Genomic DNA, 24,076 nt, shown 5'->3' with positions numbered 1-24,076 from the left:
CGTGACAACGACCCGTCGCCGTTCGGCAGGCTCGCCCGCGGGTGTCGCACGCAAGGAAGTCATCATCCGTGCGGCGGCGAAGGTCTTCGCCCAGAACGGGTTCTCCGTCGCGACCGTCCGCGACGTCGCCGACGAAGCCGACATGCTCTCGGGAAGCCTCTACTACTACTTCGACTCGAAGGAATCGATCGTCGAGCAGGTGCTCGTGGAGTACTTCGACACGCAGATCCGCGCCTATGAGCAGGCACTCGACGGAGCTCAGGATGCGGCGGATCGCCTGGAGCGCCTGGTCGCGGAGGCTCTGCGCAGCACGGTCACGCACCGCGAGCACCTGCTGATCCTGCAGAACGACTGGCAGTACGTCGGCCCCATGGCGGGGATCGTGGAGCGTCAGTCGCAGATCGAGAAGCTCTGGCTGCGGACGATCCAGGAGGGCATCGACGAGGGCGCCCTGCGCAGCGACATCGATGCCCGCATGATGTACCGCACGATCCTCGGAGCGGTGCAGACGGTCATCCGGTGGTTCGACCCGCGCGGTCGCGTCACCATCGATGAGGTCATCGCGGTGCAGACCGCCATCCTGCTCGACGGCGTCCGCTCCCCGGACTGAGACCTCCTCGGCGGCGAGTGATCACGACTCGCGCATACCTGTAGACAAGCAAGCGCTTGTTTCGACGGAAAGGAATCCCGAACCGTGTTCCAGCCGATCAGCGCAGATCTGAGCCCCGTGTTCGCTCGGTTCGTCGACGAACGCAGTCCCGTGGACGTCAGCAGGAGGGGCGGCGCGGAGCGCCCCCCGCTCTGGTCGGCCCTCGTCGAGGAGGTCGGCGCCGCCGGACTGCTCGTCTCGGAGGAGCACGGCGGGCAGGGCGCGTCACTGACGGAACTCGCGGCCGCCGTCGCCGAGACGGCGCGCTGCGGATGGTCGGGTCCTCTCGTCGCCACAGCCGGCGCGACCGTGGATCTTCTGCAGACGGCGGATCCCGACGACGAGTCCGGACTCCTGACCGAGATCGCGGAGTCCGGCCGCATCGTCGTCACCGCCTTCCACGAAGATGCGCGCGGCTCGCTGCTCGATGTCGCAACGACTCTGACCGGCGCGCCCGGCGCGCAGAGGGTCGACGGCCGCAAGACCTTCGTCGACAGTGGTACGCACGCCGATGTGCTGCTCGTCCCGGCACTCGACGACGCCGGCACGCTCGTCCTCGCCCGCGTGGATCCTGCCGGCCCGGGTGTCACGATCACCGCACTGGAGTCGGTCGATCCCGGACGCGGCCTCGCGACGATCGATCTGACTGCCGCGCCGGCAGAGGTCGTCGTCACCGGGCCGGACCTCACGTCAGCACTGCACGACGCGTGGCTCACGGGGGCGCTGCTCACGGGCGTCGATCTGCTGTCCGCCGGCATCCGCGCCTTCACTCTCGCACGTGACTACTCGCTCGTGCGGGAGCAGTTCGGTCGACCCGTGGCGACGTTTCAGAGCGTCAAGCACAACCTCGTCGACATGTACGGCGAGCTGCAGACGGCGTACAGCGCGGTGGCCACGGCGATCGCGCTCGGCCGGCCGGCCGACCCCGACAGCTGGCGGTTCGGCGCCTCCGCGGCCAAGGCGCGCGCCGGCGACGCGGCGATGCGCGTCCTGCGCGAATCGGTCCAGGTGCACGGCGGCATCGGCTTCACGTGGGAGCACGAGGTGTCGCACCACTTCCGTCGAGTGGTCACGGGCCGCGCGATGTACGGAACCCCCACCAGGCACCGGGCCCTCGTCGCCGCGATCCGCGGCTTCTGACCCGAGAAGGAGCACGATGACTCTCGACACCTCACGTATCGGCGCGCGTTCGGCTCCGACGACCGTCAGCTGGACGACCACCGAGTCGCTGCTGTACGCGCTCGCGGTCGGTGCGGGGCAGGACGACCCCGCGAGCGAGCTCGCCTTCACGACCGAGAACACCGACGGCATCCCGCAGCAGGTGATCCCGAGTTTCGCGGTCGTGCTGGGCTTCGCCGAGGGCATGCCCGAGATCGGTACCTACGATCCCACGCGCGCCGTGCACGCCGAGCAGTCCTTCGAGGTCTCCGGCCCGCTGCCGGCCGCCGGGCGCGCCGAGATCACGACGACGATCACCGACATGTGGGACAAGGATCCGCACGCGATGGTCTGGACCGAGACCGAGCTGCGCGATCCCGATTCCGGAGACCTGCTGGCGCGCAGCCGCACGGGGGCGTTCCTCGGCGGTGCCGGCGGCTTCGGCGGAGACCGCGGCCCGAGCGCTGCGTGGAGTGCCCCAGCGACCCCGCCCGACCACGAGCGCGAGTTCGCGACCCGCCCCGACCAGTCACTCCTCTATCGGCTGACGGGTGACCGGAACCCGCTCCATTCGGATCCCGCCTTCGCCGCCCGCGGAGGCTTCCCCCGACCGATCCTGCACGGCATGTGCGCGTACGGCTTCGTCGCGCGGATGCTCGTGAACGAGCTGTGCGACGGCGATGTCGCGCCATTCCGCAGCATGTCGGCCCGCTTCGCGCGCCCGGTGCTCCCGGGCGACGCGATGCGTCTGCGGGTGTGGCGGGACGAGGAGGGCGCGTCGTTCCAGGTGGCCGGCGCGGACGGAGTGATCGTGATCGACCGCGGCCGCGTGGAACTCGCGCGGCCCTGAGAAGAGGAGACCAGATGATGGATGCCCGGAACGACCGCTCCGCCTCTGCGCGTATCGCGACGGCCGTCGCGGCAGGTGCCGCCGCGGCGCTCGCACTGGCGGGATGCACCGCCGCGGACGAGGACGACCCTCGAGGTGCGGCCGTCGTCTACCGCGTCACGGCGCCGCTCGTGCAGTCCGGCCCCGGCGCCTTCGCCGGAATACCCGTGGCGCAGGGCATCGAGCTCGCCGTCGCCGAGATCAACGCGTCGGGCTTCCTGGGAGACGGCGACACCGTCGAGGTCGAGGTCATCGACACGGCCGGCGACCCGGCGAAGACGATCGCCGCGTACCGTGAGGCCGACGCCGGCGATGCATCCGCGGTGCTCTGCTGCACGCTCGGCGGCGAGGCCGGCGCGCTGCTGCCTCTCATGACCGACGGTGCGCTTCCGGGCGTGGTCACCGTGTCGATCCTCGACGGGCTGGCCGACCCCCCGCATCTGTTCCGACCGTTCGAGGTTCCCTCGACGCCCGGCGGCATCTACGACGAGTTCCTGGACGCCGTGCTCGGGGCCGGAGACCACGACAGCGCGGTCATGGTGGTCAACAACGACAACGACGCGATGGTGCAGGACGGCGCGGTGTATGCCGCGGGACTCGAGCGCAACGGAGTGGCGCTGCTGCAGACCATCGAGGTGCCGGTCGTCGAGACGTCGTACGTCGGCTCGGCCACCCAGATCGTCGACCTCGACCCCGACATCGTGATCGCGAGCACGATCGGCTCGTCGACGGCGAACCTCGCCAAGGCGCTGCGCGAGCGCGGCTACGACAAGCCGATCGTCTCCAACGTCGGCGCTGACAGCCAGGCGGCCTACGACGCCTCCGCGGGTGCGATGGCGGGCACGATCTTCCCGACGCCCTTCCATGCGGACTACCCGGTGAACGACCTCGGGGTCGCCTTCGCCGATGCCTACACCGCCGAGTACGACGCGTCGCCCGACATGTTCGCTGCGCAGGGCTACACCGCGATGTGGCTGCTCGCCACGGCACTGCGGGATGCGGGATCGACCGATCCCGCGGCCGTCGGCGAAGCGCTCGCGGCGATCTCGAACCAGGAGAGCGTCTACGGACCCATCGCCTACTCCGGCGGTCAGGCGTCCGTCGAGGAGCCCGCGCTGCACCTCGTCTGGGGCGAAGGGGGTCGACTCAGCCGATTCGAGGGCTGAGAACCGGGCAACTCATTGCGCGGGCGCACTCCGCTGTGCCAAAATCAAGTGCTTGCTTTACACAGCTGCCAAACCCGAGAAGGGACGAAGATGTCTCAGTTCAGTTCACTCCGCACGGTTCGCTCACGTGCGCTCATCGCGGCCGTCGCCGCCACGATGGTCGTCGGTCTCGTCGGATGCACGTCATCCGACGGAGGCGGCGGCGAGGGCGGCGGCGGCGAAGCCGTCGAATACGTCGTCGGCTTCCCCGCCCTGCTGTCCGGGCCCGCCGCGTTCGCCGGCGTTCCCATCGCGGACGGCGCGAAGCTCGCCGTCAAGGAGATCAACGAAAGCGGCTACCTCGGTGAGGGATCCACGATCGACCTCAAGATCGACGACATCAAGGGCGATCCCGCCCAGGCGATCGCGCTGTTCAACCAGTACGCCGCCGACGGCGCCTCGGGCATCCTCTGCTGCGGCCTGTCGTCCGAGGCCGGTGCCCTGGCGCCCGTGATCACCGACGCGCAGACGCCCGCGATCGTGACGTCGGCCATCCTGGCCGGTCTCGCCGACCCGCCCTACATCTACCGACCGGTCATCCTTCCCTCGCAGGAGGGCGGCATGTACGACCAGTTCATCGACACCGTGGTTCCCGCGGAGGGCATCGAGACGGCGGTCATCGTCGTCACCGCCGACAACGACGGCATGGTCGGCGACTCCAAAGTCTGGGCTGCGGCGCTCGAGCGCAACGGAGTCGAGATCGTCAAGACGATCGAGACCTCGGGTGCCGACACGAACTTCACGCAGGCCGCCACCGAGATCGAGGCGCTGGACCCCGACGCCGTGATCGGCTCGACGCTCGGCACTCCGTCGGCGCTGCTGGCGAAGTCCATGCGCGAGCGCGGCTACGACAAGCCGTTCCTCACGACCTACGGTGTCGACAGTGAAGCGCTGTTCACGACATCGGGCGGAGGCCTGGAAGGCACGATCTTCATGTCGCCGTTCCACGCCGGATTCAGCACCAACGAGACGGCGACCGCGTTCGTCGAGGCCTACGAGGCCGAGTACGACGCCGTGCCCGACATGTACGGTGCGCAGGGCTACACCGCGATGTGGCTCATGGCGATGGGTATCAAGGCCGCAGGCAGCGCCGACCCCGAGGATGTCGCCACGGCGCTCGAGGGCATCACCGAGCAGGACTCGGTCTACGGCCCGCTGATGTACGAGGGCGGCCAGGCGAGCCTCGACGGCCCCGGCGTGTACCTCGTCTGGCAGGCCGACGGCATCCTCAAGGAGTGGAACGACTGACGGTGAGCAGGGGGATGCCGCCTGAGATCGGAATCGCATGTCATCTGCGCACGACTACGAGCGAGCCGCTGCTCGACGCTCTGCACAGAGCGGCGGGCGCCGCGGAAGCAAGCGGACTCGTCTCGTGGTGGGCGCTCGGAGACCGCGAGACCGCCGTCACCCGATCGCATGACGCGACGCTGGGCCTGCACGTCGTGGCCACAGCGACCCGCGGAATCAGGATCGGACTCTCAGGCGACATCCCCTCGCTGTACAGCGCACCGGTGCGTGCGAAGCAGATCGCCTCGCTCGACTGGTTCAGCGGCGGGCGGGTGGAGCAGGGCATCGACCTCGCTCCGCCTCCCGTCGCACTGATCGACCCGCTGCGCCCGCCCGCGGGCGACCACCTCGAGCACGTCCTCGACCAGACGGCGGCCATGCAGGCGCTGTGGACCGAGCGTCGCGCGAGCTACTCGGGGGCCACGGTCTCCTTCGAAGGCGCGATCGCGCTCCCGAAGCCGGTCGGGGACCGACGGCCCGCAACCCACCTTCGCTCGACCGACGCTCCCACGCTGCGTCGCTACGTCGACGCCTGCGGTGCTCCTGAAGGCTGGATCGTGACATCGTCCAGCTCGAACGAGCGGGCGCCCGACGATGCGGTGCTGCGCGAGGTGCTGGGCGAGGGCGCCGACCGTGTGCGCACCACCTGGCTCGTTGCGGCATCCGCCCTCCCCGCGGTTAACGAGGGCGCGCGCGCCGCAGGCGTCGACGAGGTCGTCGTCTGCTTCGACCACATCCCCACACCTTCCGAGATCGAGACACTGGTGCGATGACATGGCGGTGATGACCAGAGCAGGGCGGCCGGTGCAGGTCGGACTGGTGGATCTGTTCGACGGGAGCCCCGAACGCGGGCCGGCTTTCATCCAGGACTTCGCGCGCACCGCGGAGGATCTCGGATTCTCCGGGATCTGGCTGCCAGAGCACATCCTCTTCTTCGATCAGTACACCTCGGCCTATCCCTATCCGGCTGCTCCCTCGGCGACGGACCCCGACCGCGCCGAGGTGCACAACAAGACCGTCGACGGCAAGGCTCGGGTCGAGGCCGCCGCCGACCAGGGCCTGCTGGATCTCTTCCAGACCGCGCTGCACGTCTGCCGCGCGACGACGACCCTCCGCTTCGGCAGCTCGGTCATGCTGCTGCCGCTGCGCAATCCGGTCGCGATCACGCGCGAGCTCAAGACCATCAGCGAGCTCACGGGCGATCGCTTCGACCTCGGCGTCGGCGTGGGCTGGTCGGCCGAGGAGGTCGAGGCGTGCGAGACCGACTTCGCCACGCGCGGCCGTCGATGCGAGGACATGATGATCGAGGTGTCGAGGCTCTGGGCCGACGATGCCGGGATCTACCCCGCGACGGCGCATCCCATGCCGCGCATGCTCGTCGGCGGGCACTCTCGAGCGGCGATCCGCCGCGCTGCCCAGCTCGGCACGGGGTGGTACCCCTGGAACCTGACCATGCCCCAGTTCGCCGAGCACTATGACACGTATCGCACGCATCTCGAGGCGAGCGGCCGTCGCCGGGACGACCAGCAGGTGATCGCCGGCCTGCGGTTCAGCGGTGACCCCGACGCGCTGCCCGCGATCGTCGAGGGGTACGCCAGGATCGGGGCGGATGCCGTCAACGTGTCGCTCCGCACGGAACCGCACACCTATCGCGAGATCATGGCCACCGTGTCTCGCACGTTGGGACTTGCCGCATGAGCACGCACATCGACGACGACCTCGAGGACTTCCGCCACGAGGTGCGCGACTGGCTCACCCGCAGCGTTCCGCCCGAGCCGCTGCCCCCCTGGACGGAGCGCGAGGGCTTCGACCTGCACCGCGAGTGGGAGCGCGTGCTCTTCGAGGGCGGCTACGCCGCGATCGACTGGCCCGCCGAGTACGGCGGACAGGATGCGAGTCTGCGACGGTCCATCGTCTTCGGCGAGGAGTACTACCGCGCGGGCGCGCCCGAGCGCATCAACATGGGCGGGCTCTACCTGCTCGGTCCCGTCCTGATGCAGCACGGGACCCCCGAGCAGTGCGCCCGTTGGATCCCCGACATCCTGAGCTGCGAGACGATCTGGTGCCAGGGGTTCAGCGAGCCCGAGTCCGGCTCGGATCTCGCATCGCTGCGCACGCGTGCCGAGCGCGACGGCGACGAGTTCGTCGTGAACGGCCAGAAGATCTGGACGTCGATGGGCGGCTTCGCGGACTGGATCTTCGCTCTCGTGCGCACCGACCCCGTCGCGGGCGGCAAGCGCAAGCACGACGGCATCACCTTCCTGTGCATCGACCTGCGCTCACCGGGCGTCGAAGTCCGCCCCCTCACCATGGTCGACGGGACCCGCGGCTTCGCCGAGATCTTCTTCACCGACGTGCGCGTGCCCGTGGACAACGTCGTCGGTGAGATCGGCGGCGGCTGGGCGGTGGCGATGTCGACCCTGGGGTTCGAGCGTGGTGCCGTCTTCGGCGATCACGCCAAGTTCTCGAAGGACGTCGCGAACCTCGCTCGCCTGGTCGAGGCCCGCGGACTCGGCGACGACACGGCGGCGCTCGACGAGCTCGGTCGCGTGCTGGTCGAGACCGAGGTGTACCGCGCCAACGTGCATCGCCTCGCCGGGCTGGCCGAGCAGGGCGTCGATCTCACGGCGACCGCGAGCATCAACAAGGTCTACTGGACGCAGATGCAGTTCGACATCTTCGACACCGGCCTGCGGCTGCTCGGAGCAGACGGCGCCGTCGTCGGCGATCCCGATGCGCTGCCCGGGGCCGACGAGCGTACCCGACGCGCGTGGGCGGACTGGCACCATCGCTACTGGTACGCCCGCGCCGCGATGATCTTCGGCGGCACGAACGAGATCCAGCGCAACATCATCAGCGAGAGAGTGATCGGACTGCCCATGGAGCCGCGACGATGACCACCGCCGTCCTCGATCCCGAGAAGCGCGAGCTGCTGGACCTCAGCGACGATCTGCTCGAGCGGTACTGCTCGATCGATCACCTCCGCGCCTGTCTCGACAGCCGTGTCGCGCACACCGATGCGCTCTGGAACCGCCTCGCCGAGGCCGGCCTGGTCTCTGCCCTCATCGCCGAACAGCACGGCGGCGTCGAGCTCACGGCGTCCCACCTCTCGGGGGTGCTCTTCGAGTTCGGTCGACGGGCCGTGCCCGAGCCCTTCCTCGAGACCGCCGTCATCGCGACGGCGATCCTCGGAGCCGTGCCCGGCGACGAGGCCGGTGCATGGCTCGAGCGGATCGCCGCCGGCGACGCGATCGTGGCCATCCACCTCGACGGCGCGTCGCAGGTGGCCTTCGCCCGGGATGCCGACCTTCTGCTCGCCATCGCCGAAGACGACACGGTGCGCGCATACCTGCCCGGCGAACTCGACATCCGGGATCTTCCTGCGCTCGATCCCCTGCGACCCCTCGCCCGAGTCGGCCTCCGCGGTGACGGAGCACTCCTCGAGGCAGCGCCCGACGCGGTGCGGCGCGCGCGCACGCTCGCCCTCGCCGGCGCCGCGTGCCTGCTCGCCGGGGCGACCCGGAGTCTGCTCGACCTCACGGTCGACTACGTGACGGTGCGCACCCAGTTCGATCGTCCGGTCGGTTCCTTCCAGGCCGTCAAGCATAAGATCGCCGACGTCGCAGTGATGGCCGATATGGCGACCTCCGCCGCCCTGTCGGCGTTCGACGGCGCGGACGAGCCCGACGCATGGCGGCACGCGGCTGCGGCGAAGGCGTATGCGGGGGATGCCGGTGCCCTCGCGAACCTGCACGCCTTGCAGCTGCACGGCGGCATCGGCTTCACGTGGGAGTACCAGCTGCACATCTGGCTCAAGCGGGTGATGAGTCTGGGGGCCGCATACGGGACGACCTCGTCTCTGCGCCGCGAACTCGCTCGACAGCTTCTCGCCGACGTCGCCGGGGATCGATCACGATGACCGAGCTCGGCTTCTGGCGGATCGCGACGGCGGATCCCGCCGAGACCGCGGTCGTGCGACCCGACGGCTCACGCGTAGACCGCGGCGAGCTGCTCGCGTGGTCCCACGCGCTGTCGCATCTGCTCTCGGCGCGCGGCAAGGTGCGCGGTGATCGCGTCGTCGGCGTCGTCGCCAACGAGCCCCTCGCGCTGGCACTGGCGCTCGCCTGCCAGCAGTCCGGGGTCTACTACGTGCCGGTCAACACGGCGCTCACCGCTGCCGAGATCGCCTACATCATCGAGGATGCCGCGCCGATCGCCGTCTTCACGTCCTCGCGCTTCGCCGCCGTCGTCCGGGCCGCCGCGTCGTCGGCGGGTCTCGATGGCGACGCTCTCTTCTCTTTCGGCTCCGACGACGGGTTCCGCGCTCTCGCGCCCGTGCTGGCGGAACTCCCCACGCACCCACCTGCCGAACGATCGCCCGGAGCGTTCCTCGGCTACACCTCGGGCACGACAGGTCGCCCCAAGGGCGTGACCCGGGCGCTGCGCGACGGCGACCCCGACGACGTCTTCGCCGCGGGGGCCCAGTGGCAGCTCGGGATGTTCGGCATCGAGCCGCTGAACGACGGCGTGCACCTGGTCACCTCTCCGTTGAGCCACACCGCCGTGAGCGGGCTCGCCGTGGCATCCCTCCACTTCGGTCACACCATCGTGCTGACCGACGGCTTCGACGCGGAGGGAGTGCTGCGCCGCATCCAGGATCACCGCGTCACCACGACGCACATGGTGCCAACGCAGATGCACCGCCTGCTGCGTCTGCCGCGGGAGATCCGCTCGGCCTACGCCGTCGGCACGATGCGCAATCTGGTCCACGGCGCGGGGCCGTGCCCCGAGTCGGTCAAGCGCGACATGATCGACTGGTTCGGTCCGGTGATCTGGGAGTACTACGGAGCCACCGAGGCGGCCGGGACGGCGATCGATTCACACGAGTGGCTCCAGCGGCCGGGCAGCGTCGGGCGTCCTCAGCCCGGCGCAGAGGTGCGCATCCTCGACGCGTCGCGCGCCGAGCTGCCTGCCGGGGAGACGGGGGCGGTGTTCCTCCGGATGGGCGCGAACGCCTTCGAGTACCGCGGAGATCCGGCCAAGACGGAGTCCGGAAGGCATGGCGACTTCGTGACCGTCGGCGACGTGGGGCGACTCGACGAAGACGGCTACCTGTACCTGCTCGCACGCGTCTCGGAGGTGATCGTCTCGGGCGGGGTGAACATCTATCCCGCCGAGATCGAGGCCGCGCTGCTCGAGTACCCCGACGTCCGTGACGCCGGGGTCGTCGGGCTGCCCGACGCCGAATGGGGAGAGACGGTGTGCGCGGTCGTCGAAGCGGTTCCCGGCTCGCCGCTCGCCGATGATCCCGAGACGACCACCCCTGCGCTGCTGCTGTTCCTCGGCGAACGCGTCGCGCGATTCAAGGTTCCCCGCCGCATCGACGTCGTGCCCGCTCTGCCGCGGGGCGAGAACGGCAAGCTGCGCAAGCACCTGCTCCCCGAACTGATCGCGAAGTGACCCCGATGAAGCCCGTCGCCCCTCCCACGCCCGATACCCAGGAGTGGTTCGATCTCATCGACCAGCAGCGGCTGACGGTGCCGCGCTGCCGCTCGTGCGCATCGTTCTTCCTCTATCCGCGGAGCTCCTGCCCCCGGTGCGGGGCGCGCGAGATCGAACTCGTGCCCGCCGCGGGCACAGGCACGCTCCTCTCGTTCGTGATCAACCACCGAGGCCCTGCAGGCTTCGATGCTCCGTATGCGCTGGGCATGATCGAGCTGGCAGAGGGACCCCGTGTGCTGACCGGCATCGTGACCGACGACATCGACGCGCTCGCCGTCGGCGACTCCGTGCGAGCGGTGTTCGAGGAGCGAGGCGAACGCCGCGTGCTGAACTTCGCACCGGACGAGGAGGGAACACGATGACCCTGCGAGGAGCCGTCGCCATCGTCGGCGCGGCCGAGAGCACGGATCTCGGGAGGATCGCCGACAAGTCGGCCCTCGAACTGCACGTGGATGCCGCGCTCAATGCGCTCGCGGACTGCGGCCTCACCCCCGCCGACGTCGACGGGGTCGCCTCGGCAGGCGAGATGCCGGTCGACGTCGCCGACTACCTCGGCATCGTCCCGCACTACCTCGACGGCACGAACGTGGGCGGGTCGTCGTACATGCTGCACGTGCGTCATGCGATGGCCGCGATCACGGCGGGGCTGTGCGAGACCGTCCTCATCACGCATGGCGAATCCGGGCGTTCGCGAATCGGCATGGTGCCCTGGGCCCCCGCTCCGCAGTCGCCGATGGGTCAGTTCGAGGTGCCCTACGGCCCCGTGGGGGCGCCGTCGCTCTTCCCCATGGGAGTGCGCCAGTACATGGCCGAGTACGGCATGACCCGCGAGCAGCTCGCGCTGGTGCCCGTGATCCAGCGGGAGTGGGCATCGCGCAATCCGCGGGCGAAGCTGCGCGACCTCATCACGGTGGACGACGTGTTCGCCTCGCCCGTCATCGCCGACCCCGTGCATCTGCTGCACTGCTGCCTTGTGACCGACGGCGGCGGCGCGCTCGTGCTGACGTCGGCCGAGCGGGCACGCGACTTCTCCTCCACGCCCGTGTACGTGCTGGGTGCGGGGGAGTCGAGCGAGTCGTCGGTGGTTTCGGGGCTCGAGAGCCTGACCTCGTCGCGAGCGATCCGCCTCGGCGGGGAGCGCGCTTTCGCCCAGGCCGGCATCCGGCACGAAGACGTCGACCACCTCATGATCTACGACGCGTTCGCGCACGTCCCGCTCTACGGCCTCGAAGACCTCGGCTTCGTCGGTCGTGGCGAGGCGCCGAGCTTCGTCGAGGAGCGCAACACCGCCCCCGGCGGACGCCTTCCGATGAACACCAACGGCGGCGGGCTCTCATATACGCACACCGGCATGTACGGGATGTTCGCCATCCAGGAATCGGTGCGCCAGGTGCGGGGAGTCGCGCCCGCACAGGTCCCGGGGGTGGACATCAGCGTCGCGACGGGCGTGGGCGGCATGTTCATGAGCTCGGGCACGCTCGTGCTCGGCAGCGCCGCGACGGTCTGATCAGCGGTCGAGGGCGGACGCCAGGCGGCACAGATCCGCCACCGGCAGCGGGTGACGATGCGCGTCCGGCGACGCGTCGAGCATCTGGATGCACACGTGGTCGGCACCCGCATCGCGGTGTGCGACGAGTCGGGCGGTCACGGCATTCACATCACCCCACGCGACCATCGCATCGATGAATCGATCCGAGCCCCCGCCGGCGACGTCGTCGGGGGTGAAGCCCTCGCGCTTCCAGTTCGCGACATAGTTCGGCTGCGCGAGGTACATCGACAGCGCGCGGCGCGCCGTGGCGCGAGCGATCTCGGGGTCGGATTCGAGCAGCACCATCTGCGACGGGGCCAGCAGCGGCCCCTGCCCCAGGACGCCGCGCGCCCACGAGGTGTGATCCGGGGTCGTGAGGTAAGGGTGCGCACCGAGCGAACGCGCGCCGGCGAGCTCCACCATGCGGGCACCCAGGGCGGCGAGGATCCTCCGGTCCGCGCCCAGACCGGCCAGGTCGAGGGCGTCGAGGTACTCGCGCATGCGGGAAAGGGGCCGCCCGTACCGCCCCGCCTGCTCTCGATCGACGAGCGTGGCGTGGCTGACGCCGAGGCCGAGGACGAAACGCTCCTGCTGCTGCGTCGACAGCGCGTGGATCTCGGCGGCGACGGCGTCGGCATCCATCGTCCAGATGCTCAGGATGCCGGTGGCGACGACGACCCGCGACGTCGCTCCGAGCAGCTCGCGCACACGGTCGAAGGGGTCGTCGAGACCGCCGGTCATCCAGAGGGCGCCATAGCCGGCCGCCTCGAGATCCGTCGCCGCGCGCACCGCGCTCGCGCTGTCGCGCAGGCGCAGGCCCGTCGACCACACGCCCCATGGTCCACCCAGACCGGTCACGGTGCGCTCAGCACGGAGCCGTGGGCCAGCTCAGCCACCCACGAGGCGAAGCGCCAGCCGCTGTCGGTGCGCGCGAAATCGCCGATGTAGGTGCCGACGACGATGTGGCTCTGCGCGTCACGCCGATAGTAGGCGATGCCCTTGAAGACCCCGACGGCCCGGTCGCCGTCCACGCGCACGTCGGCGTTGGTGAAGGTGTGCAGGATCCACGGCATGGACGTCTGCAGGCGCACGAACTGCGCGCGGATCTCTTCGCGCCCGCGGCACGGCGGGCGCGCCGCGTTGATGCTGTAGACGCCGTCGGGCGTCCACAGGTCGGCGAGCGCGTCGGGATCGACGTGACTAGGTCCCGCCCAGCCTCCGTCGCACAGGGCGTGGTAGGTCGTCGCGAGCTGCTCGATCGCGCGGACGTCCTCGAGCACGCGAAGGCGTTGCTCGAGGACCGCGATCCGCGCGCCGGCGTCGGTCACGCCGACTGCTCGTCCTCGGGCAGGCACCGCACGAGCGCGGTGCGAACGGCGCGGCAGACCAGCACGTCGTCCTGATTGTGGCCGCGGTGCTCGAGCGTCACGATGCCCTGACCGGGCCGCGAGGCCGACAGCCGCTTGACGCCGATCTCCGTCTCGCAGTAGAGCGTGTCGCCGATGAAGACCGGCGCGGGGAACTCGATCGTCTGGAATCCGAGGTTGGCGATCGTGGTCTTCTGCGTGAGATCGGGCACGCCGATGCTGCAGACGATCGCGAGTGTCAGCATGCTGTTGACCAGACGCTGACCGAATTCCGACTCCGCCGACTTCACCGCGTCGAGGTGGAGGCTCTGGGTGTTGAGGGTGATGCTGCAGAAGAGGACGTTGTCGGCCTCGGTGATCGTGCGCCCGGGCTCGTGGCGGAAGACGTCGCCCGTGATCATCTCCTCGTAGTAGCGGCCGCGCCGCGTGTGCACTGTCATGCTGTCCCTCCCGGGGTCGGTTCGTCGTCCTGCGCGCTGAGCGCCTGCACCACGCGCGATGTCGAAGGGCGTCCGAGCAGACCGGCCATCCAGGTGCTCGTCCGCGCGAGATGCGCGACGTCCACGCCCGAGTGGATGCCCAGACCGTCGAGCATCCAGACGAGATCCTCGGTCGCGAGGTTGCCCGCGGCGCCGGGTGCGTAGGGGCAGCCTCCGAGACCGCCTGCGGAGGCGTCGAAGGTGCGGATGCCGGCCTCGAGCGCCGCGTAGGAGTTCGCGAGCGCCTGCCCGTACGTGTCGTGGAAGTGCACGGCGAGGTCGTCGGGTCCGAGTCCCGTCGCGCCGAAGGCCTCGATCAGGTCGTGCACGCGCCCGGGCGTCGCGAGGCCGAGAGTGTCGCCGATGGACAGCTGGGTCGCGCCCAGGTCGAACAGTCGCCGGCCGACGTCGACGACCTGCCCGAGCGGGACCGAGCCCTCCCAGGGGTCTCCGAAGCACATCGACACGTACGCGCGCACGTCCATGCCGTGCGCACGAGCACGGGTGACCGTCGGTGCGAACATGTCGAACTGCTCGGCGACGGATCGATTCAGGTTCTTCTGCGCGAAGCTCTCGGTCGCACTGCCGAAGATCGCGATGCCCTTCACGCCCGCCGCCAACGCGCGATCCAGACCGCGCTCGTTCGGCACGAGGACGGGGTAGGAGACGCTTCCGTTCAGATCGAGGCCCTCGAGGACCCCCTCGGCGTCGGCGAGCTGCGGCACCCACCTCGGGTGGACGAAGCTCGTCGCCTCGATCGTGCGCAGTCCCGCCTCGACGAGACGCGCGATGAACGCGAGCTTGTCGGCCGTCGGGACGGTCGTGGACTCGTTCTGCAGCCCGTCACGGGCGCCGACCTCGTAGACCGTGACGGCTGAGGGCGGTGTCGTGGTCATGAGGCTCAGTAGGACCGCGGGAGGCCGAGCACGTGCTCGGAGATGTAGTTGAGGACCATCTGCTGGGGGACGGGCGCGCTCTTCATCAGGCGCGACTCGACCCAGTAGCGGCCCACGTCGTACTCCTTCGCGTAGGCGAAGCCGCCGAGCGTCTGCATCGCGCTGTCGGCCGCGAAGAAGGCGGCGTCGGAGGCGAGGAACTTCGCGGCGTTCGCCTGCTCGCCGCACGGCAGGCCGCGGTCGTATCGCCACGATGCCTCTCGCACCGCGAGCTCGGCGGCGGCGAGCCGCATGTGGGCCTCGGCGAGCGGGAACGAAATGCCCTGGTTCTTGCCGATCGGTCGGCCGAAGACGACGCGCTCGCGCGCGTACTGGGTGGCCCTGCGCAGAGCCGCCCGGCCGATTCCCACGGCCTCGGCGGCGATGAGGATGCGCTCGGGGTTGAGCCCATCGAGCAGATAGGTGAAACCCCTGCCCTCCTCTCCGACGCGGTCGCTCACCGGCACGCGCAGGCCGTCGAAGCGCACCTCGCACGACCCGACCGCGTTGCGGCCGATCTTGTCGATCAGCTCCATCGAGACCTCCGGGGCCTTCAGGTCGGCCATCAGCAGCGTCATGCCGCGTGTGCGCTTGTCGACCTGATCGAGCGGAGTGGTGCGGGTCAGCAGCAGCACCTTCTCGGAGATGTGGGCCTTGGTCATCCACACCTTCTGCCCCTGGACGACGTACTCGTCGCCCTCACGTGTCGCGCGAGTCGTGATCGAGGGGGTGTCGGTGCCGGCATCCGGCTCGGTGACACCGAACGAGACATGCAGATCGCCGGATGCGACGCGCGGCAGGTACGCCTCTTTGAGCGCCTCGGTGCCGTGCTTGGCGACGGGGTGCATCCCGAAGATCGAAAGGTGCAGGGCGCTCGCGCCGTTCATGGCCGCGCCCGACGCGGCGACCTCCTCGAGCACGACGGAGGCCTCGGTGATGCCCGCGCCGCCGCCGCCGAACTCCTCGGGGATCGCGATCCCCACCCATCCGGCCCGCGCCATCGCGTCGTAGAAATCCCAGGGGAACTCGTGCTGCTCGTCGCAGCGCCGCCAGTACTCCGAGCCGAAACCCTCACAGATGTCGCGCACGGCGTGGCGGATGTCGCGGATGTGCTCCGGTTCTTCGAAATCCATCGGGTTCTCCGTCGAATATGCGGATGGGAAGACGGTGCAATTGTATCAAGCGCTTGCTCTACGCCGTCAAGTCGCTACGATTCGGAGTCATGACGACGTGGCCCGATATCGCCTCGAGCGCCCAGGACGCCCTCGGGGGCCTGCCGGCGGGCACCCGGCTCGTCGCCGGCAACGCCTGCGGCACGCCGCTCACCCTGCTGCGCGAGCTGGGCCGTCGCCCGGCCTCGGCCGGGGCCGTCGTGCTCACGCTCGGCATCACGCTCGGCGAGCCCGATCTGGCCGAGGCCGCCACCTCCGGCGCCGTCAGGGTGCGAGCGTGGCACGTGCACGGCGAGATCCGGGCGCTCCACCGCGAGGGCCTGGTCGACTACCTCCCGCTCCGGCTCATCGACGTGCCCGAGGTCGTGCTCGATCGCACCGACGTCGCCCTCGTGAGGGTCGGTCCGCCCGATGCTGACGGCTGGTGCAGCCTCGGTCCGTCCGCCAGCTACACGCTCGACGCGATCCGTCGCGCGCGCCTGGTCATCGCCGAGGTCGCCGACGACATGCCCCGGCTCGTCGGCGACGGCGCCGTGCACGTCTCGGAGCTCGACCGTCTCGTCGCATCCGAGGTGCCCATGGCGCGCTACGAGCCGGTCGTGCCGTCGGCCGTGTCCGCGGCGGTGGCGGCGCATGTCGGTGCAATTCTCCCCGCAGGCGCGACGGTGCAACTCGGCATCGGCGCGATCGGCGACGCGGTGGCCGCCGAGGTGTCGAGGATCGGGGATGCCGCGTCCCTCCGCCTCCACGGCATGCTCTCCGATCCGATGATCCCGCTCGTGGACGCGATCGCGGCTCGCGGCGGGGCGCCCGTGCAGGTGGTCGAGCTTCTCGGCTCGCCTCAGCTCATGGCCTGGGCCGACGGCAATCCTGCGATCGAGCTGCATGACTCGCAGCGCATCCATCATCCGCGCGAGATCTCCCGGATCCCGTCGTTCGTCTCGGTCAACAGCGCTGTCGCGGTCGATCTCGCAGGTCAGGTCGTCGCCGAGACCGTGCGGGGCGGCGTGATCTCGGGCGTCGGGGGCAGTGCCGACTTCGCCGAGGGCGCGCACCTCTCGGACGGGGGGATGCGGGTGATCGCGCTCGCGTCCACCACCGCGAAGGGGCACTCGACGATCGTCGCGGGACACGCGGCATCCGACCTCGTCACCGCGTCCCACTACAACGTCGACGCCGTCGTCACGGAGCACGGCGTCGCCCGGCTGCGCGGGCGCACGCGCGCCGAGCGCCGCGACGCGCTCATCTCCGTCGCGGCGCCGGAGCACCGCGCGGCCCTCGCGACGGCTTGAGCGTCAGCGGGCGGCGATCACCGCGGCCCGCTCGACCTCGAAGCTCGGGTAGCCCGCTTCGGCTTCGGCCGCCAGTCGGCGGCGGAACCGGGGTCCGCCTCCGAGGTAGACCATCGCGCGAGGTGCCTCATCGCGGTCCAGGTTCTTGTTGTGCCCGTTGAACCACGACTTCGTCTTCGACATCAGGAGCTTCGCGTTGACCTCGTGCACGTGGGCCGTCCACTCGGCCTCCGCCTCGGGCTTGGCCTCGACGCGCACGATGCCCTCCTCGCGGATCACCTTCGAGAAGGCCGTCATCCAGTTCACGACGTCTTCGATCGCGCGCGGGAAGTTGGCCGAAGCCGAACCGGACTGCGGTCCGGCGAGCACGAAGAGGTTCGGGAAGCCGGTGACCTGGACGCCGAGGCACGTGATCGGGCCCGCGCTCCACTTGTCGCGCAGCTTCAGGCCGTGCGCTCCGACGATGTCGATGCGGTCGAACGGGCCGGTGACGGCGTCGAAGCCGGTCGCATAGATGATCACGTCCACCTCGATCGGCGGTCGACCCTGGTCGCCCTCGAAGCGGATGCCGGTCTCGGTGATCGACGTGATCGGCGTCGCCTTGAGGTCGATGAGCTCGACGTCATCGCGGTTGAACACCTCGTAGTAGCCCGACTCGCCCGCGACCCGCTTGGTGCCGAATCCATGATCCTTCGGAGTGAGGATGTCGGCGATCGCGGGATCGTCCACGCGGTCGCGGATGCGCTCGGCGATGAACTCCGACAGTTCGGCATTCGGCCCCGGCTCCATCATCGTGTCCCGGTAGTTGCCCATGTACATCCCCGCGCCCGACCCGCGATAGAGCTCGTGCCAGTGAGCGACCCGCTCCTCGCGCGTGACATCGGTGCTGAGGACGCGATCGGGACGGTGGATGAAGCCGGCCGGCGTCTCGCTGCACCACTGGAAGATCTCGTCGTAGCGCGATCGCAGATCGGCCATCTCTTCGGGGGAGATCGGGCTGTTGCCGAGCGGGGCGCACCAGTTCGCTCCGCGCTGCAGCACGTACAGCTGATCGGCGACGCCCGCGATGTCCGTGATGACCTGCACGCCGCTCGCGCCCGTGCCGATGACGGCGACCCGCTTGCCGGCGACGTCGAGATCGTCCGGCCAGTCGAACGTGTGCACCGCGGTGCCGGCGAAGGTCTCCATGCCCGCGATGCGCGGATAGGTCGGGGCGGAGAGGATGCCGATGGCCGAGAGCACGAACCGCGCCCGGATGCTGCGACCGTCCTGGAAGCGCACGTTCCACACCAGGTCGTCCTCGGACCACTCCATGCCGACGACCGACAGGTTGTAGCGCACGTGCGGACGCAGATCGAACTTGTCGGCGAAGTAGTTGAGGTACGAGAGTGTCTCCGGCTGCGCGGCGAAGCGCTCCGACCAGTCCCACTCCTGCAGCATCTCGCTCGAGAACGAGTACTGGTAGGTGTACGACTCCGAGTCGAAGCGACAGCCGGGGTAGCGGTTCTTGAACCAGGTGCCGCCGAGATCGCCGTTGGCGTCGACCAGCAGCACGTCGGCATCCTGATCCAGCAGTCTCTGCAGCTGGCAGAGACCGCAGACGCCCGCGCCGATGATCAAGTACTCGACGAAGTCGGGCAGTCCTGCGCGCGCGCCCTCGTGCCCGTCCCGCGTCGCCGCGGCATCCTGCGGTGCTCCCACGTTCCCTCCAAAAATCAAGCGCTTGCTTTATGTTAGCATGGAGCCGCCGCGCCGAACCAGCGAGGCCGAACGACGCGCGATGCGGCGCACCGTCGAGCGAGAGGACCCCGAACGGCATGACCAGCCAGCGGACGATCCGGACCGAGACGCGCGGTCGTGTGGCGTGGATCATGCTCGATCGGCCCGACGTGCTCAACGCGATCGACGCCGCGATGGTGCGCGAGGTCATCGCTGCCACGGTCGCCTTCGACGCAGATCCCGGGATCGGCGCCATCGTCATCACCGGCTCCGCCCGAGCCTTCGCGGCCGGCGCCGATATCGGCGAGATGGCGAGCATGTCGGGCACCGAGGTCGTCATGACTCGTTCGTTCGACGGATGGGCGGACTTCGCGGCCGTGCGCACACCGGTCATCGCTGCTGTCGCGGGCTATGCGCTGGGCGGCGGCTGTGAGCTCGCCATGATGTGCGACATCATCGTGGCGGCCGACACCGCCCGCTTCGGCCAGCCCGAGATCACGCTCGGGGTCATCCCGGGAATGGGCGGAACGCAGCGCCTCGTCCGCGCGCTGGGCTACTACCGGGCCGCGGATCTCGTGCTCACGGGACGCATGATGGATGCCGCCGAAGCCGAGCGCGCCGGGCTCGTCTCGCGCATCGTCCCCGCGGACGAGCTGCTGCAGGCGACCGGCGAGATCGCCGAGACCATCGCGGCGAAGTCGCTCCCCGCGGTCTATGCCGCCAAGGCTGCGCTCGACACCGCACTCGAGACTCCGCTCGCCGAGGGACTGCGCTTCGAGCGCCACGTCTTCGCGTCCCTCTTCGACACCGCGGACCAGAAGGAGGGCATGGCTGCCTTCCGCGAGAAGCGCGCACCCTCGTTCGAGAACCGATGAACGCCCTCGACCGCGTCACCCCGTGGACGGCGCTCGCCACCCGCGTGCTCGCGCCGAACCCCGGCCCGATGACCCTCGACGGCACGAACTCCTACGTGATCCGCCGCGCCGACTCGCCGGCGGTCGTGATCGTGGATCCGGGCCCGCGGGAATCCGACCACCTCGACCGGCTGCTGGGTCAGGGCTCCGTGGCGCTCATCCTCCTGACCCATCACCATCCGGATCACGCCGCGGGGGCTCCACGATTGGCGCAGGCCGCATCGGCGCCGGTGCGCGCCGCGGATCCGGCGCTGTGCGTCGATGCGCAGCCACTGCGCCACGGTGAGCGGATCCACGCGGCCGGCACGGTCATCGAGGTGCTCTCGACTCCCGGGCACACGGCGGATTCCGTCTGCCTTCGTCTGCCCGACGACGAGCTGTCCGGCATGGCGCGTGCGTCGGTGCTGACCGGCGACACGATCCTCGGCCGGGGCACGACGGCTCTCGACAGCGTGAACGGTGGAAGGCTCGGCGACTACCTTGCGACCCTCGCGCTGCTCGCTGCGCTGGGAGACGAAACCGTCCTGCCCGGGCACGGAGGGATGCGCGACAGCGTCGCGCGGGTCGCAGCGGAGTACGCCGCACATCGCGCGCGCCGCCTCTCCGAGGTGCAGGCGGCGGTCGCGCGACTGGGAATCGAAGATCCCGCGCGCGCGCTGACCGTCGAAGCCATCACGGATGCGGTCTACGGAAGCATGCCCGCAGGTGTGCGCGCGGGTGCTGAGGCAAGCGTGGCGGCCCAGCTCGAATACCTGGCCGCCGCCGGCGACCGGTCGTACCGCGGGCGGGGCGCCGAGTCATGAACCAGGGGCGATCATGGTCGAACTACGGGTGCTGAAGACGTTCATCGCGGTCATCGACAGCGGATCCGTCGTCGCCGCGGCGCGAGAGCGGGGGTACTCGCCGGCCGCGGTGTCGCGACAGATCGCGTGGCTGCAGCGGCGTCTCGAGGTGCGCTTCTTCGAACCCGACGGGCGCTCGATCCGACCGACGCCCGACGCTCTCGAGTTCGCGTCGCGAGCGCGGGAGCTGGTCGACGAGGTCGACCGGTTCGAACGGTACTCGAACCGCTTCAGCGAGTCGCGCGCGCGCCAGCGGGCCTGAGCGATTCGGCGGGGTTCTCGGTGAGACTGCGTCCCGCGTAAGCTGGGATGCGATCCCGCGAGAATCGAGTGATCGCCGCGGGCCGTTCGAAGGAGAACCCATGGAGCTCTCGGGCGCCTCATCCCTCGTGACCGGCGGTGCGAGCGGCCTCGGCCTGGCGACAGTGAAGCGCCTGCTCGATGCCGGCGCCACGGTCACGATCGTCGATCTCCCCTCGTCGCCCGGCGCCCAGGTCGCCGCCGAGCTCGGAGCGCGCTTCGCTGCGGCCGACGTCACCGACCCCGAGCAGGTCGCCGGGGCCGTGCAGACCGCGGCGCAGGACGGGCCCCTGCGCGTCGTCGTCAACTGCGCGGGCATCGCCCCGCCCGCGAAGGTGCTCGACCGCGAGGGCAACCCGAACCCGCTCGCTCCGTTCGCGAAGATCATCCGCATCAACCTCATCGGCACGTACAACGTGATCAGCCAGGCTGCCGCCGTCATGGCGCGCACCGAACCTGCCGAGGGCGGTGACCGCGGCGTCATCGTCAACACCGCCTCGGTCGCGGCCTTCGACGGTCAGATCGGCCAACCCGCTTACTCGGCCAGCAAGGGGGGCGTGCACGCGATGACGCTGCCGATCGCCCGAGAGCTCGCGCGCTTCGGCATCCGCGTGCTGACGATCGCGCCCGGCATCATGGAGACCCCGATGCTCATGGGCCTGCCGCAGGACGCGCAGGACTCGCTCGGCCAGCAGGTCCCCTACCCGGCACGCCTCGGGCGGCCGGACGAATACGCTCGCCTCGTGCTCTCGATCGTCGACAACGGCTATCTCAACGGCGAGACCATCCGGCTCGACGGCGCGATCAGAATGGCACCCCGCTGATCGTCACTCCACCACCCAGGGAGAAACCATGACCGACCCCATCCTCTTCTCCGTCGACGACGGACTCGCGCGCATCACGCTCAACCGCCCCACGCGTCTCAACGCCTTCGACGAGGCGACCGCGCGTGCGTGGGAGCGCGTCACGGCCGAGGCCGCCTCGCGCGACGACGTCGGCGCCATCCTCATCGACGCCGAGGGTCCCTCGTTCTGCGCCGGCGGGGACGTGCTGTCGATGGCGGCCGGCGGTTTCTCGGCCGACGGCATCGCCGAGCTCGCGGGCGTCATCAACCGCGGCATCCTCTCGCTCACCGAATCGGTCACACCCGTCGCCGCCGCCGCGCAGGGCACCACGGCAGGGGGCGGTCTCGGGATCCTCCTCGCCTCGGACTACGCGGTCGTCGGCACGGACTCCCGGATCGGCAGTCTCTACGCGAACATGGGGCTCACCCCCGACCTGTCGGTCACGGCTCACCTCGGCCGTGCGGTCGGGCAGCGCCGCGCTCTCCAGCTCGTGCTGCAGGACCGCCTGCTGACCGCCGCCGAGGCGGTCGAGTGGGGTCTCGTCGCCGAGGCCGTCGAGCCCGACCAGGTGCGCGCGCGCGCCGAGGCCGTCGCGCGCTTCTGGCTCGACGGTGCGAGCGCGGCCTACGGTCAGGCGAAGCGACTCGTACGCGCCGCGCCCGAGCAGAGCGTCGTCGTCCAGCTCGCCGACGAGGCGCAGACGATCGGCGCCGCTCTCGCGACTCCCGAAGCCCAAGCCCGCGTCGCGGCCTTCGCCGCGGCATCCGCCCGAAAGGCAGCACAGTGACCCTTGCAGGCAAGACCATCCTCATGTCGGGCGGCAGCCGCGGCATCGGCCTCGCCATCGCGCTCCGCGCGGCGCGCGACGGCGCCAACATCGCCATCATGGCCAAGACCGACTCGCCGCACCCCAAGCTCGAGGGCACCGTGCACTCCGCGGCCGAGGCGATCCGGGCCGCCGGCGGCAACGCGCTGGGCATCGTCGGCGATGTCCGCAACGACGACGACATCACCGAGGCCGTCCTCAAGACGCAGGGCGAGTTCGGCGGCATCGACATCGTCGTCAACAACGCGTCGGTCATCGATCTGTCGCGCTCGCTCGACCTGCCGGCGAAGAAGTACGACCTCATGCAGGACGTCAACGTGCGTGGCACGTTCATGCTCTCTCGGGCGGCCGCCCCCATCCTCAAGGACGCCGAGAACCCGCACATCCTGTCGCTGTCGCCGCCCCTCAATCTCGATCCCAAGTGGCTCGGCGCGCACACCGGCTACACGATGGCGAAGTACGGCATGACGATGGCCACCCTGGGCATGGCGTCGGAGTTCGCCCGGCACGGCATCGCGGCAAATACGCTGTGGCCCCGCACGACGATCGCGACGGCGGCCGTGCAGTTCGCCCTCGGCGGCGACACCATGATGAAGGTGAGCCGCACGCCAGAGATCTACGCCGACGCCGCGTACGAGATCTTCCTGCGGCCGGCGCGCGAGTACACGGGTCAGACGCTGATCGTCGAGGACGTGCTCGAGGCATCCGGAGTCACTGACTTCTCGGGTTACGCGGCGGTTCCCGGCACACCCGACTCGGAGCTCTTCCCCGACATCTTCCTGTAGCGGTACGCTCGCCGCGTGGGCGTGCGGAGCCTCTTCCCCATCCTGAACTCGCGCGATCTGCCGCGGCTGGTCGCCTTCTACGAGGACGCGCTCGGCGCCACGGTCGAGTACCGTTTCGCGAGCGGCGACGAGGACGACTACGTCGCGCTCGCGTTCGGCAACGAGGCGCTCGGCATCGGTCGCGTGCCGGACGCCGCGACGGAGGGCGACCGCGTCGCCCTCTGGTTCTACGTCGACGACGTGGATGCCGCGCACGACGCCTGGATCTCGGCCGGGGGCGCATCGGTCCAGCCGCCGAGCGACATGCCGTGGGGTGAGCGGGTCGCCCAGGTGCGGGACCCGGACGGCAACCTCGCGAACCTCGCGGTGCACCCCGCGTAGC

At 70.0% G+C, this 24,076-nt stretch carries 26 protein-coding genes; 20 read left to right on the top strand and 6 right to left on the bottom strand.

Annotation, left to right across the window (positions count from 1 at the left end; genetic code table 11):
* Position 1 precedes the first annotated feature (1 nt).
* The 12 genes from ACTIFV_RS01060 (at position 2) to ACTIFV_RS01005 (ending at position 12,197) form a co-directional block, all read left to right on the top strand.
* Positions 2-610, top strand: coding sequence for a TetR/AcrR family transcriptional regulator (locus ACTIFV_RS01060; protein WP_439590951.1), 609 nt, complete (start codon positions 2-4; stop codon positions 608-610).
* A gap of 84 nt (positions 611-694) precedes the next feature.
* Positions 695-1,789 (top strand): acyl-CoA dehydrogenase family protein, encoded by a 1,095-nt coding sequence (locus ACTIFV_RS01055; protein WP_439590950.1) that lies wholly within the window; start codon positions 695-697, stop codon positions 1,787-1,789.
* 16 nt (positions 1,790-1,805) lie between these two features.
* Positions 1,806-2,657 (top strand): MaoC/PaaZ C-terminal domain-containing protein, encoded by an 852-nt coding sequence (locus ACTIFV_RS01050; RefSeq protein ID WP_439590949.1) that lies wholly within the window; start codon positions 1,806-1,808, stop codon positions 2,655-2,657.
* Positions 2,658-2,671: 14 nt separating this feature from the next.
* Complete coding sequence (locus tag ACTIFV_RS01045; protein ID WP_439590948.1) at positions 2,672-3,862, top strand: ABC transporter substrate-binding protein; 1,191 nt, start codon at positions 2,672-2,674, stop codon at positions 3,860-3,862.
* A gap of 90 nt (positions 3,863-3,952) precedes the next feature.
* On the top strand, positions 3,953-5,149 hold the full coding sequence (locus ACTIFV_RS01040; RefSeq protein ID WP_439590947.1) for an ABC transporter substrate-binding protein: 1,197 nt from the start codon (positions 3,953-3,955) through the stop codon (positions 5,147-5,149).
* A gap of 14 nt (positions 5,150-5,163) precedes the next feature.
* A complete protein-coding gene (locus tag ACTIFV_RS01035; protein WP_439590946.1) occupies positions 5,164-5,961 on the top strand; it encodes an LLM class flavin-dependent oxidoreductase in 798 nt (265 codons plus the stop codon).
* 10 nt (positions 5,962-5,971) lie between these two features.
* Positions 5,972-6,886, top strand: coding sequence for an LLM class flavin-dependent oxidoreductase (locus tag ACTIFV_RS01030; protein WP_439591377.1), 915 nt, complete (start codon positions 5,972-5,974; stop codon positions 6,884-6,886).
* On the top strand, positions 6,883-8,085 hold the full coding sequence (locus tag ACTIFV_RS01025; protein ID WP_439590945.1) for an acyl-CoA dehydrogenase family protein: 1,203 nt from the start codon (positions 6,883-6,885) through the stop codon (positions 8,083-8,085). Before ACTIFV_RS01030 ends, ACTIFV_RS01025 begins: the two co-directional genes overlap by 4 nt.
* Entirely contained in the window at positions 8,082-9,107 is a 1,026-nt protein-coding gene (locus ACTIFV_RS01020) for an acyl-CoA dehydrogenase family protein (protein WP_439590944.1), read from the top strand. Before ACTIFV_RS01025 ends, ACTIFV_RS01020 begins: the two co-directional genes overlap by 4 nt.
* A complete protein-coding gene (locus ACTIFV_RS01015; RefSeq protein ID WP_439590943.1) occupies positions 9,104-10,648 on the top strand; it encodes an AMP-binding protein in 1,545 nt (514 codons plus the stop codon). Before ACTIFV_RS01020 ends, ACTIFV_RS01015 begins: the two co-directional genes overlap by 4 nt.
* Before the next feature lie 5 nt (positions 10,649-10,653).
* Entirely contained in the window at positions 10,654-11,052 is a 399-nt protein-coding gene (locus ACTIFV_RS01010) for a Zn-ribbon domain-containing OB-fold protein (RefSeq protein ID WP_439591376.1), read from the top strand.
* Positions 11,049-12,197, top strand: coding sequence for a thiolase C-terminal domain-containing protein (locus tag ACTIFV_RS01005; RefSeq protein ID WP_439590942.1), 1,149 nt, complete (start codon positions 11,049-11,051; stop codon positions 12,195-12,197). The genes ACTIFV_RS01010 and ACTIFV_RS01005 overlap by 4 nt, the downstream gene beginning before the upstream one ends.
* Here the strand turns inward: ACTIFV_RS01005 and ACTIFV_RS01000 are convergent, their stop codons facing one another.
* From ACTIFV_RS01000 to ACTIFV_RS00980, 5 genes are read right to left on the bottom strand one after another with little or no spacing between them, the layout of a single operon-like run.
* Positions 12,198-13,076: an LLM class F420-dependent oxidoreductase gene (locus ACTIFV_RS01000; RefSeq protein WP_439590941.1), complete on the bottom strand. Its 879-nt coding sequence runs from the start codon at positions 13,074-13,076 to the stop codon at positions 12,198-12,200. It abuts the gene before it with no gap.
* Positions 13,073-13,546 (bottom strand): nuclear transport factor 2 family protein, encoded by a 474-nt coding sequence (locus ACTIFV_RS00995; RefSeq protein ID WP_439590940.1) that lies wholly within the window; start codon positions 13,544-13,546, stop codon positions 13,073-13,075. The genes ACTIFV_RS01000 and ACTIFV_RS00995 overlap by 4 nt, the downstream gene beginning before the upstream one ends.
* Positions 13,543-14,025, bottom strand: coding sequence for a MaoC family dehydratase (locus ACTIFV_RS00990; RefSeq protein ID WP_439590939.1), 483 nt, complete (start codon positions 14,023-14,025; stop codon positions 13,543-13,545). Before ACTIFV_RS00990 ends, ACTIFV_RS00995 begins: the two co-directional genes overlap by 4 nt.
* Complete coding sequence (locus ACTIFV_RS00985; RefSeq protein WP_439590938.1) at positions 14,022-14,960, bottom strand: hydroxymethylglutaryl-CoA lyase; 939 nt, start codon at positions 14,958-14,960, stop codon at positions 14,022-14,024. The genes ACTIFV_RS00990 and ACTIFV_RS00985 overlap by 4 nt, the downstream gene beginning before the upstream one ends.
* A 5-nt stretch (positions 14,961-14,965) precedes the next feature.
* Positions 14,966-16,132: an acyl-CoA dehydrogenase family protein gene (locus ACTIFV_RS00980; RefSeq protein ID WP_439590937.1), complete on the bottom strand. Its 1,167-nt coding sequence runs from the start codon at positions 16,130-16,132 to the stop codon at positions 14,966-14,968.
* Positions 16,133-16,221: 89 nt separating this feature from the next.
* Between ACTIFV_RS00980 and ACTIFV_RS00975 the strand changes: the two genes are divergently transcribed.
* Positions 16,222-17,463 carry an acetyl-CoA hydrolase/transferase family protein gene (locus ACTIFV_RS00975; RefSeq protein ID WP_439590936.1) on the top strand — a complete coding sequence of 414 codons (1,242 nt, stop codon included), beginning with the start codon at positions 16,222-16,224 and terminating at the stop codon, positions 17,461-17,463.
* 3 nt (positions 17,464-17,466) lie between these two features.
* On the opposite strand, the gene ACTIFV_RS00970 is transcribed toward ACTIFV_RS00975, so the two are convergent.
* On the bottom strand, positions 17,467-19,164 hold the full coding sequence (locus ACTIFV_RS00970) for a flavin-containing monooxygenase (protein ID WP_439590935.1): 1,698 nt from the start codon (positions 19,162-19,164) through the stop codon (positions 17,467-17,469).
* Between the two features lie 116 nt (positions 19,165-19,280).
* On the opposite strand from ACTIFV_RS00970, the gene ACTIFV_RS00965 reads away from it, so the two are divergent.
* From ACTIFV_RS00965 to ACTIFV_RS00935, 7 genes are all read left to right on the top strand, one after another.
* A complete protein-coding gene (locus ACTIFV_RS00965; RefSeq protein ID WP_439590934.1) occupies positions 19,281-20,057 on the top strand; it encodes an enoyl-CoA hydratase-related protein in 777 nt (258 codons plus the stop codon).
* Complete coding sequence (locus ACTIFV_RS00960; RefSeq protein ID WP_439590933.1) at positions 20,054-20,899, top strand: MBL fold metallo-hydrolase; 846 nt, start codon at positions 20,054-20,056, stop codon at positions 20,897-20,899. Before ACTIFV_RS00965 ends, ACTIFV_RS00960 begins: the two co-directional genes overlap by 4 nt.
* A 13-nt stretch (positions 20,900-20,912) precedes the next feature.
* Complete coding sequence (locus ACTIFV_RS00955; RefSeq protein WP_439590932.1) at positions 20,913-21,200, top strand: LysR family transcriptional regulator; 288 nt, start codon at positions 20,913-20,915, stop codon at positions 21,198-21,200.
* A gap of 100 nt (positions 21,201-21,300) precedes the next feature.
* Complete coding sequence (locus ACTIFV_RS00950) at positions 21,301-22,062, top strand: 3-hydroxyacyl-CoA dehydrogenase (protein ID WP_439590931.1); 762 nt, start codon at positions 21,301-21,303, stop codon at positions 22,060-22,062.
* A 28-nt stretch (positions 22,063-22,090) separates the two neighbouring features.
* Positions 22,091-22,870 (top strand): enoyl-CoA hydratase/isomerase family protein, encoded by a 780-nt coding sequence (locus ACTIFV_RS00945; protein WP_439590930.1) that lies wholly within the window; start codon positions 22,091-22,093, stop codon positions 22,868-22,870.
* On the top strand, positions 22,867-23,694 hold the full coding sequence (locus ACTIFV_RS00940; protein ID WP_439590929.1) for an SDR family oxidoreductase: 828 nt from the start codon (positions 22,867-22,869) through the stop codon (positions 23,692-23,694). The genes ACTIFV_RS00945 and ACTIFV_RS00940 overlap by 4 nt, the downstream gene beginning before the upstream one ends.
* A gap of 15 nt (positions 23,695-23,709) precedes the next feature.
* Positions 23,710-24,075 (top strand): VOC family protein, encoded by a 366-nt coding sequence (locus ACTIFV_RS00935; protein ID WP_439590928.1) that lies wholly within the window; start codon positions 23,710-23,712, stop codon positions 24,073-24,075.
* The last annotated feature ends 1 nt before the right edge of the window (position 24,076 follow it).

The organism is Microbacterium sp., assembly GCF_051860965.1.
GTDB lineage: Bacteria > Actinomycetota > Actinomycetes > Actinomycetales > Microbacteriaceae > Microbacterium.
Note: the sequence above shows the minus strand (reverse complement) of the source record. Positions and strands in the feature narration are given on the sequence as shown.

What these genes read in the sequence shown, in the direction of transcription:
- ACTIFV_RS01045 (WP_439590948.1), top strand. Translation starts at nt 2,672, where the DNA reads ATGATGGATGCCCGGAACGACCGCTCCGCCTCTGCGCGTATCGCGACG.
- ACTIFV_RS01010 (WP_439591376.1), top strand. Translation starts at nt 10,654, where the DNA reads ATGAAGCCCGTCGCCCCTCCCACGCCCGATACCCAGGAGTGGTTCGAT.
- ACTIFV_RS00950 (WP_439590931.1), top strand. Translation starts at nt 21,301, where the DNA reads ATGGAGCTCTCGGGCGCCTCATCCCTCGTGACCGGCGGTGCGAGCGGC.
- ACTIFV_RS01015 (WP_439590943.1), top strand. Translation starts at nt 9,104, where the DNA reads ATGACCGAGCTCGGCTTCTGGCGGATCGCGACGGCGGATCCCGCCGAG.
- ACTIFV_RS00945 (WP_439590930.1), top strand. Translation starts at nt 22,091, where the DNA reads ATGACCGACCCCATCCTCTTCTCCGTCGACGACGGACTCGCGCGCATC.
- ACTIFV_RS00955 (WP_439590932.1), top strand. Translation starts at nt 20,913, where the DNA reads ATGGTCGAACTACGGGTGCTGAAGACGTTCATCGCGGTCATCGACAGC.
- ACTIFV_RS01020 (WP_439590944.1), top strand. Translation starts at nt 8,082, where the DNA reads ATGACCACCGCCGTCCTCGATCCCGAGAAGCGCGAGCTGCTGGACCTC.
- ACTIFV_RS00975 (WP_439590936.1), top strand. Translation starts at nt 16,222, where the DNA reads ATGACGACGTGGCCCGATATCGCCTCGAGCGCCCAGGACGCCCTCGGG.
- ACTIFV_RS00960 (WP_439590933.1), top strand. Translation starts at nt 20,054, where the DNA reads ATGAACGCCCTCGACCGCGTCACCCCGTGGACGGCGCTCGCCACCCGC.
- ACTIFV_RS00980 (WP_439590937.1), bottom strand. Translation starts at nt 16,132, where the DNA reads ATGGATTTCGAAGAACCGGAGCACATCCGCGACATCCGCCACGCCGTG.
- ACTIFV_RS00965 (WP_439590934.1), top strand. Translation starts at nt 19,281, where the DNA reads ATGACCAGCCAGCGGACGATCCGGACCGAGACGCGCGGTCGTGTGGCG.
- ACTIFV_RS01050 (WP_439590949.1), top strand. Translation starts at nt 1,806, where the DNA reads ATGACTCTCGACACCTCACGTATCGGCGCGCGTTCGGCTCCGACGACC.
- ACTIFV_RS01025 (WP_439590945.1), top strand. Translation starts at nt 6,883, where the DNA reads ATGAGCACGCACATCGACGACGACCTCGAGGACTTCCGCCACGAGGTG.
- ACTIFV_RS00990 (WP_439590939.1), bottom strand. Translation starts at nt 14,025, where the DNA reads ATGACAGTGCACACGCGGCGCGGCCGCTACTACGAGGAGATGATCACG.
- ACTIFV_RS00985 (WP_439590938.1), bottom strand. Translation starts at nt 14,960, where the DNA reads ATGACCACGACACCGCCCTCAGCCGTCACGGTCTACGAGGTCGGCGCC.
- ACTIFV_RS01035 (WP_439590946.1), top strand. Translation starts at nt 5,164, where the DNA reads ATGCCGCCTGAGATCGGAATCGCATGTCATCTGCGCACGACTACGAGC.
- ACTIFV_RS01030 (WP_439591377.1), top strand. Translation starts at nt 5,972, where the DNA reads ATGACCAGAGCAGGGCGGCCGGTGCAGGTCGGACTGGTGGATCTGTTC.
- ACTIFV_RS01005 (WP_439590942.1), top strand. Translation starts at nt 11,049, where the DNA reads ATGACCCTGCGAGGAGCCGTCGCCATCGTCGGCGCGGCCGAGAGCACG.
- ACTIFV_RS01040 (WP_439590947.1), top strand. Translation starts at nt 3,953, where the DNA reads ATGTCTCAGTTCAGTTCACTCCGCACGGTTCGCTCACGTGCGCTCATC.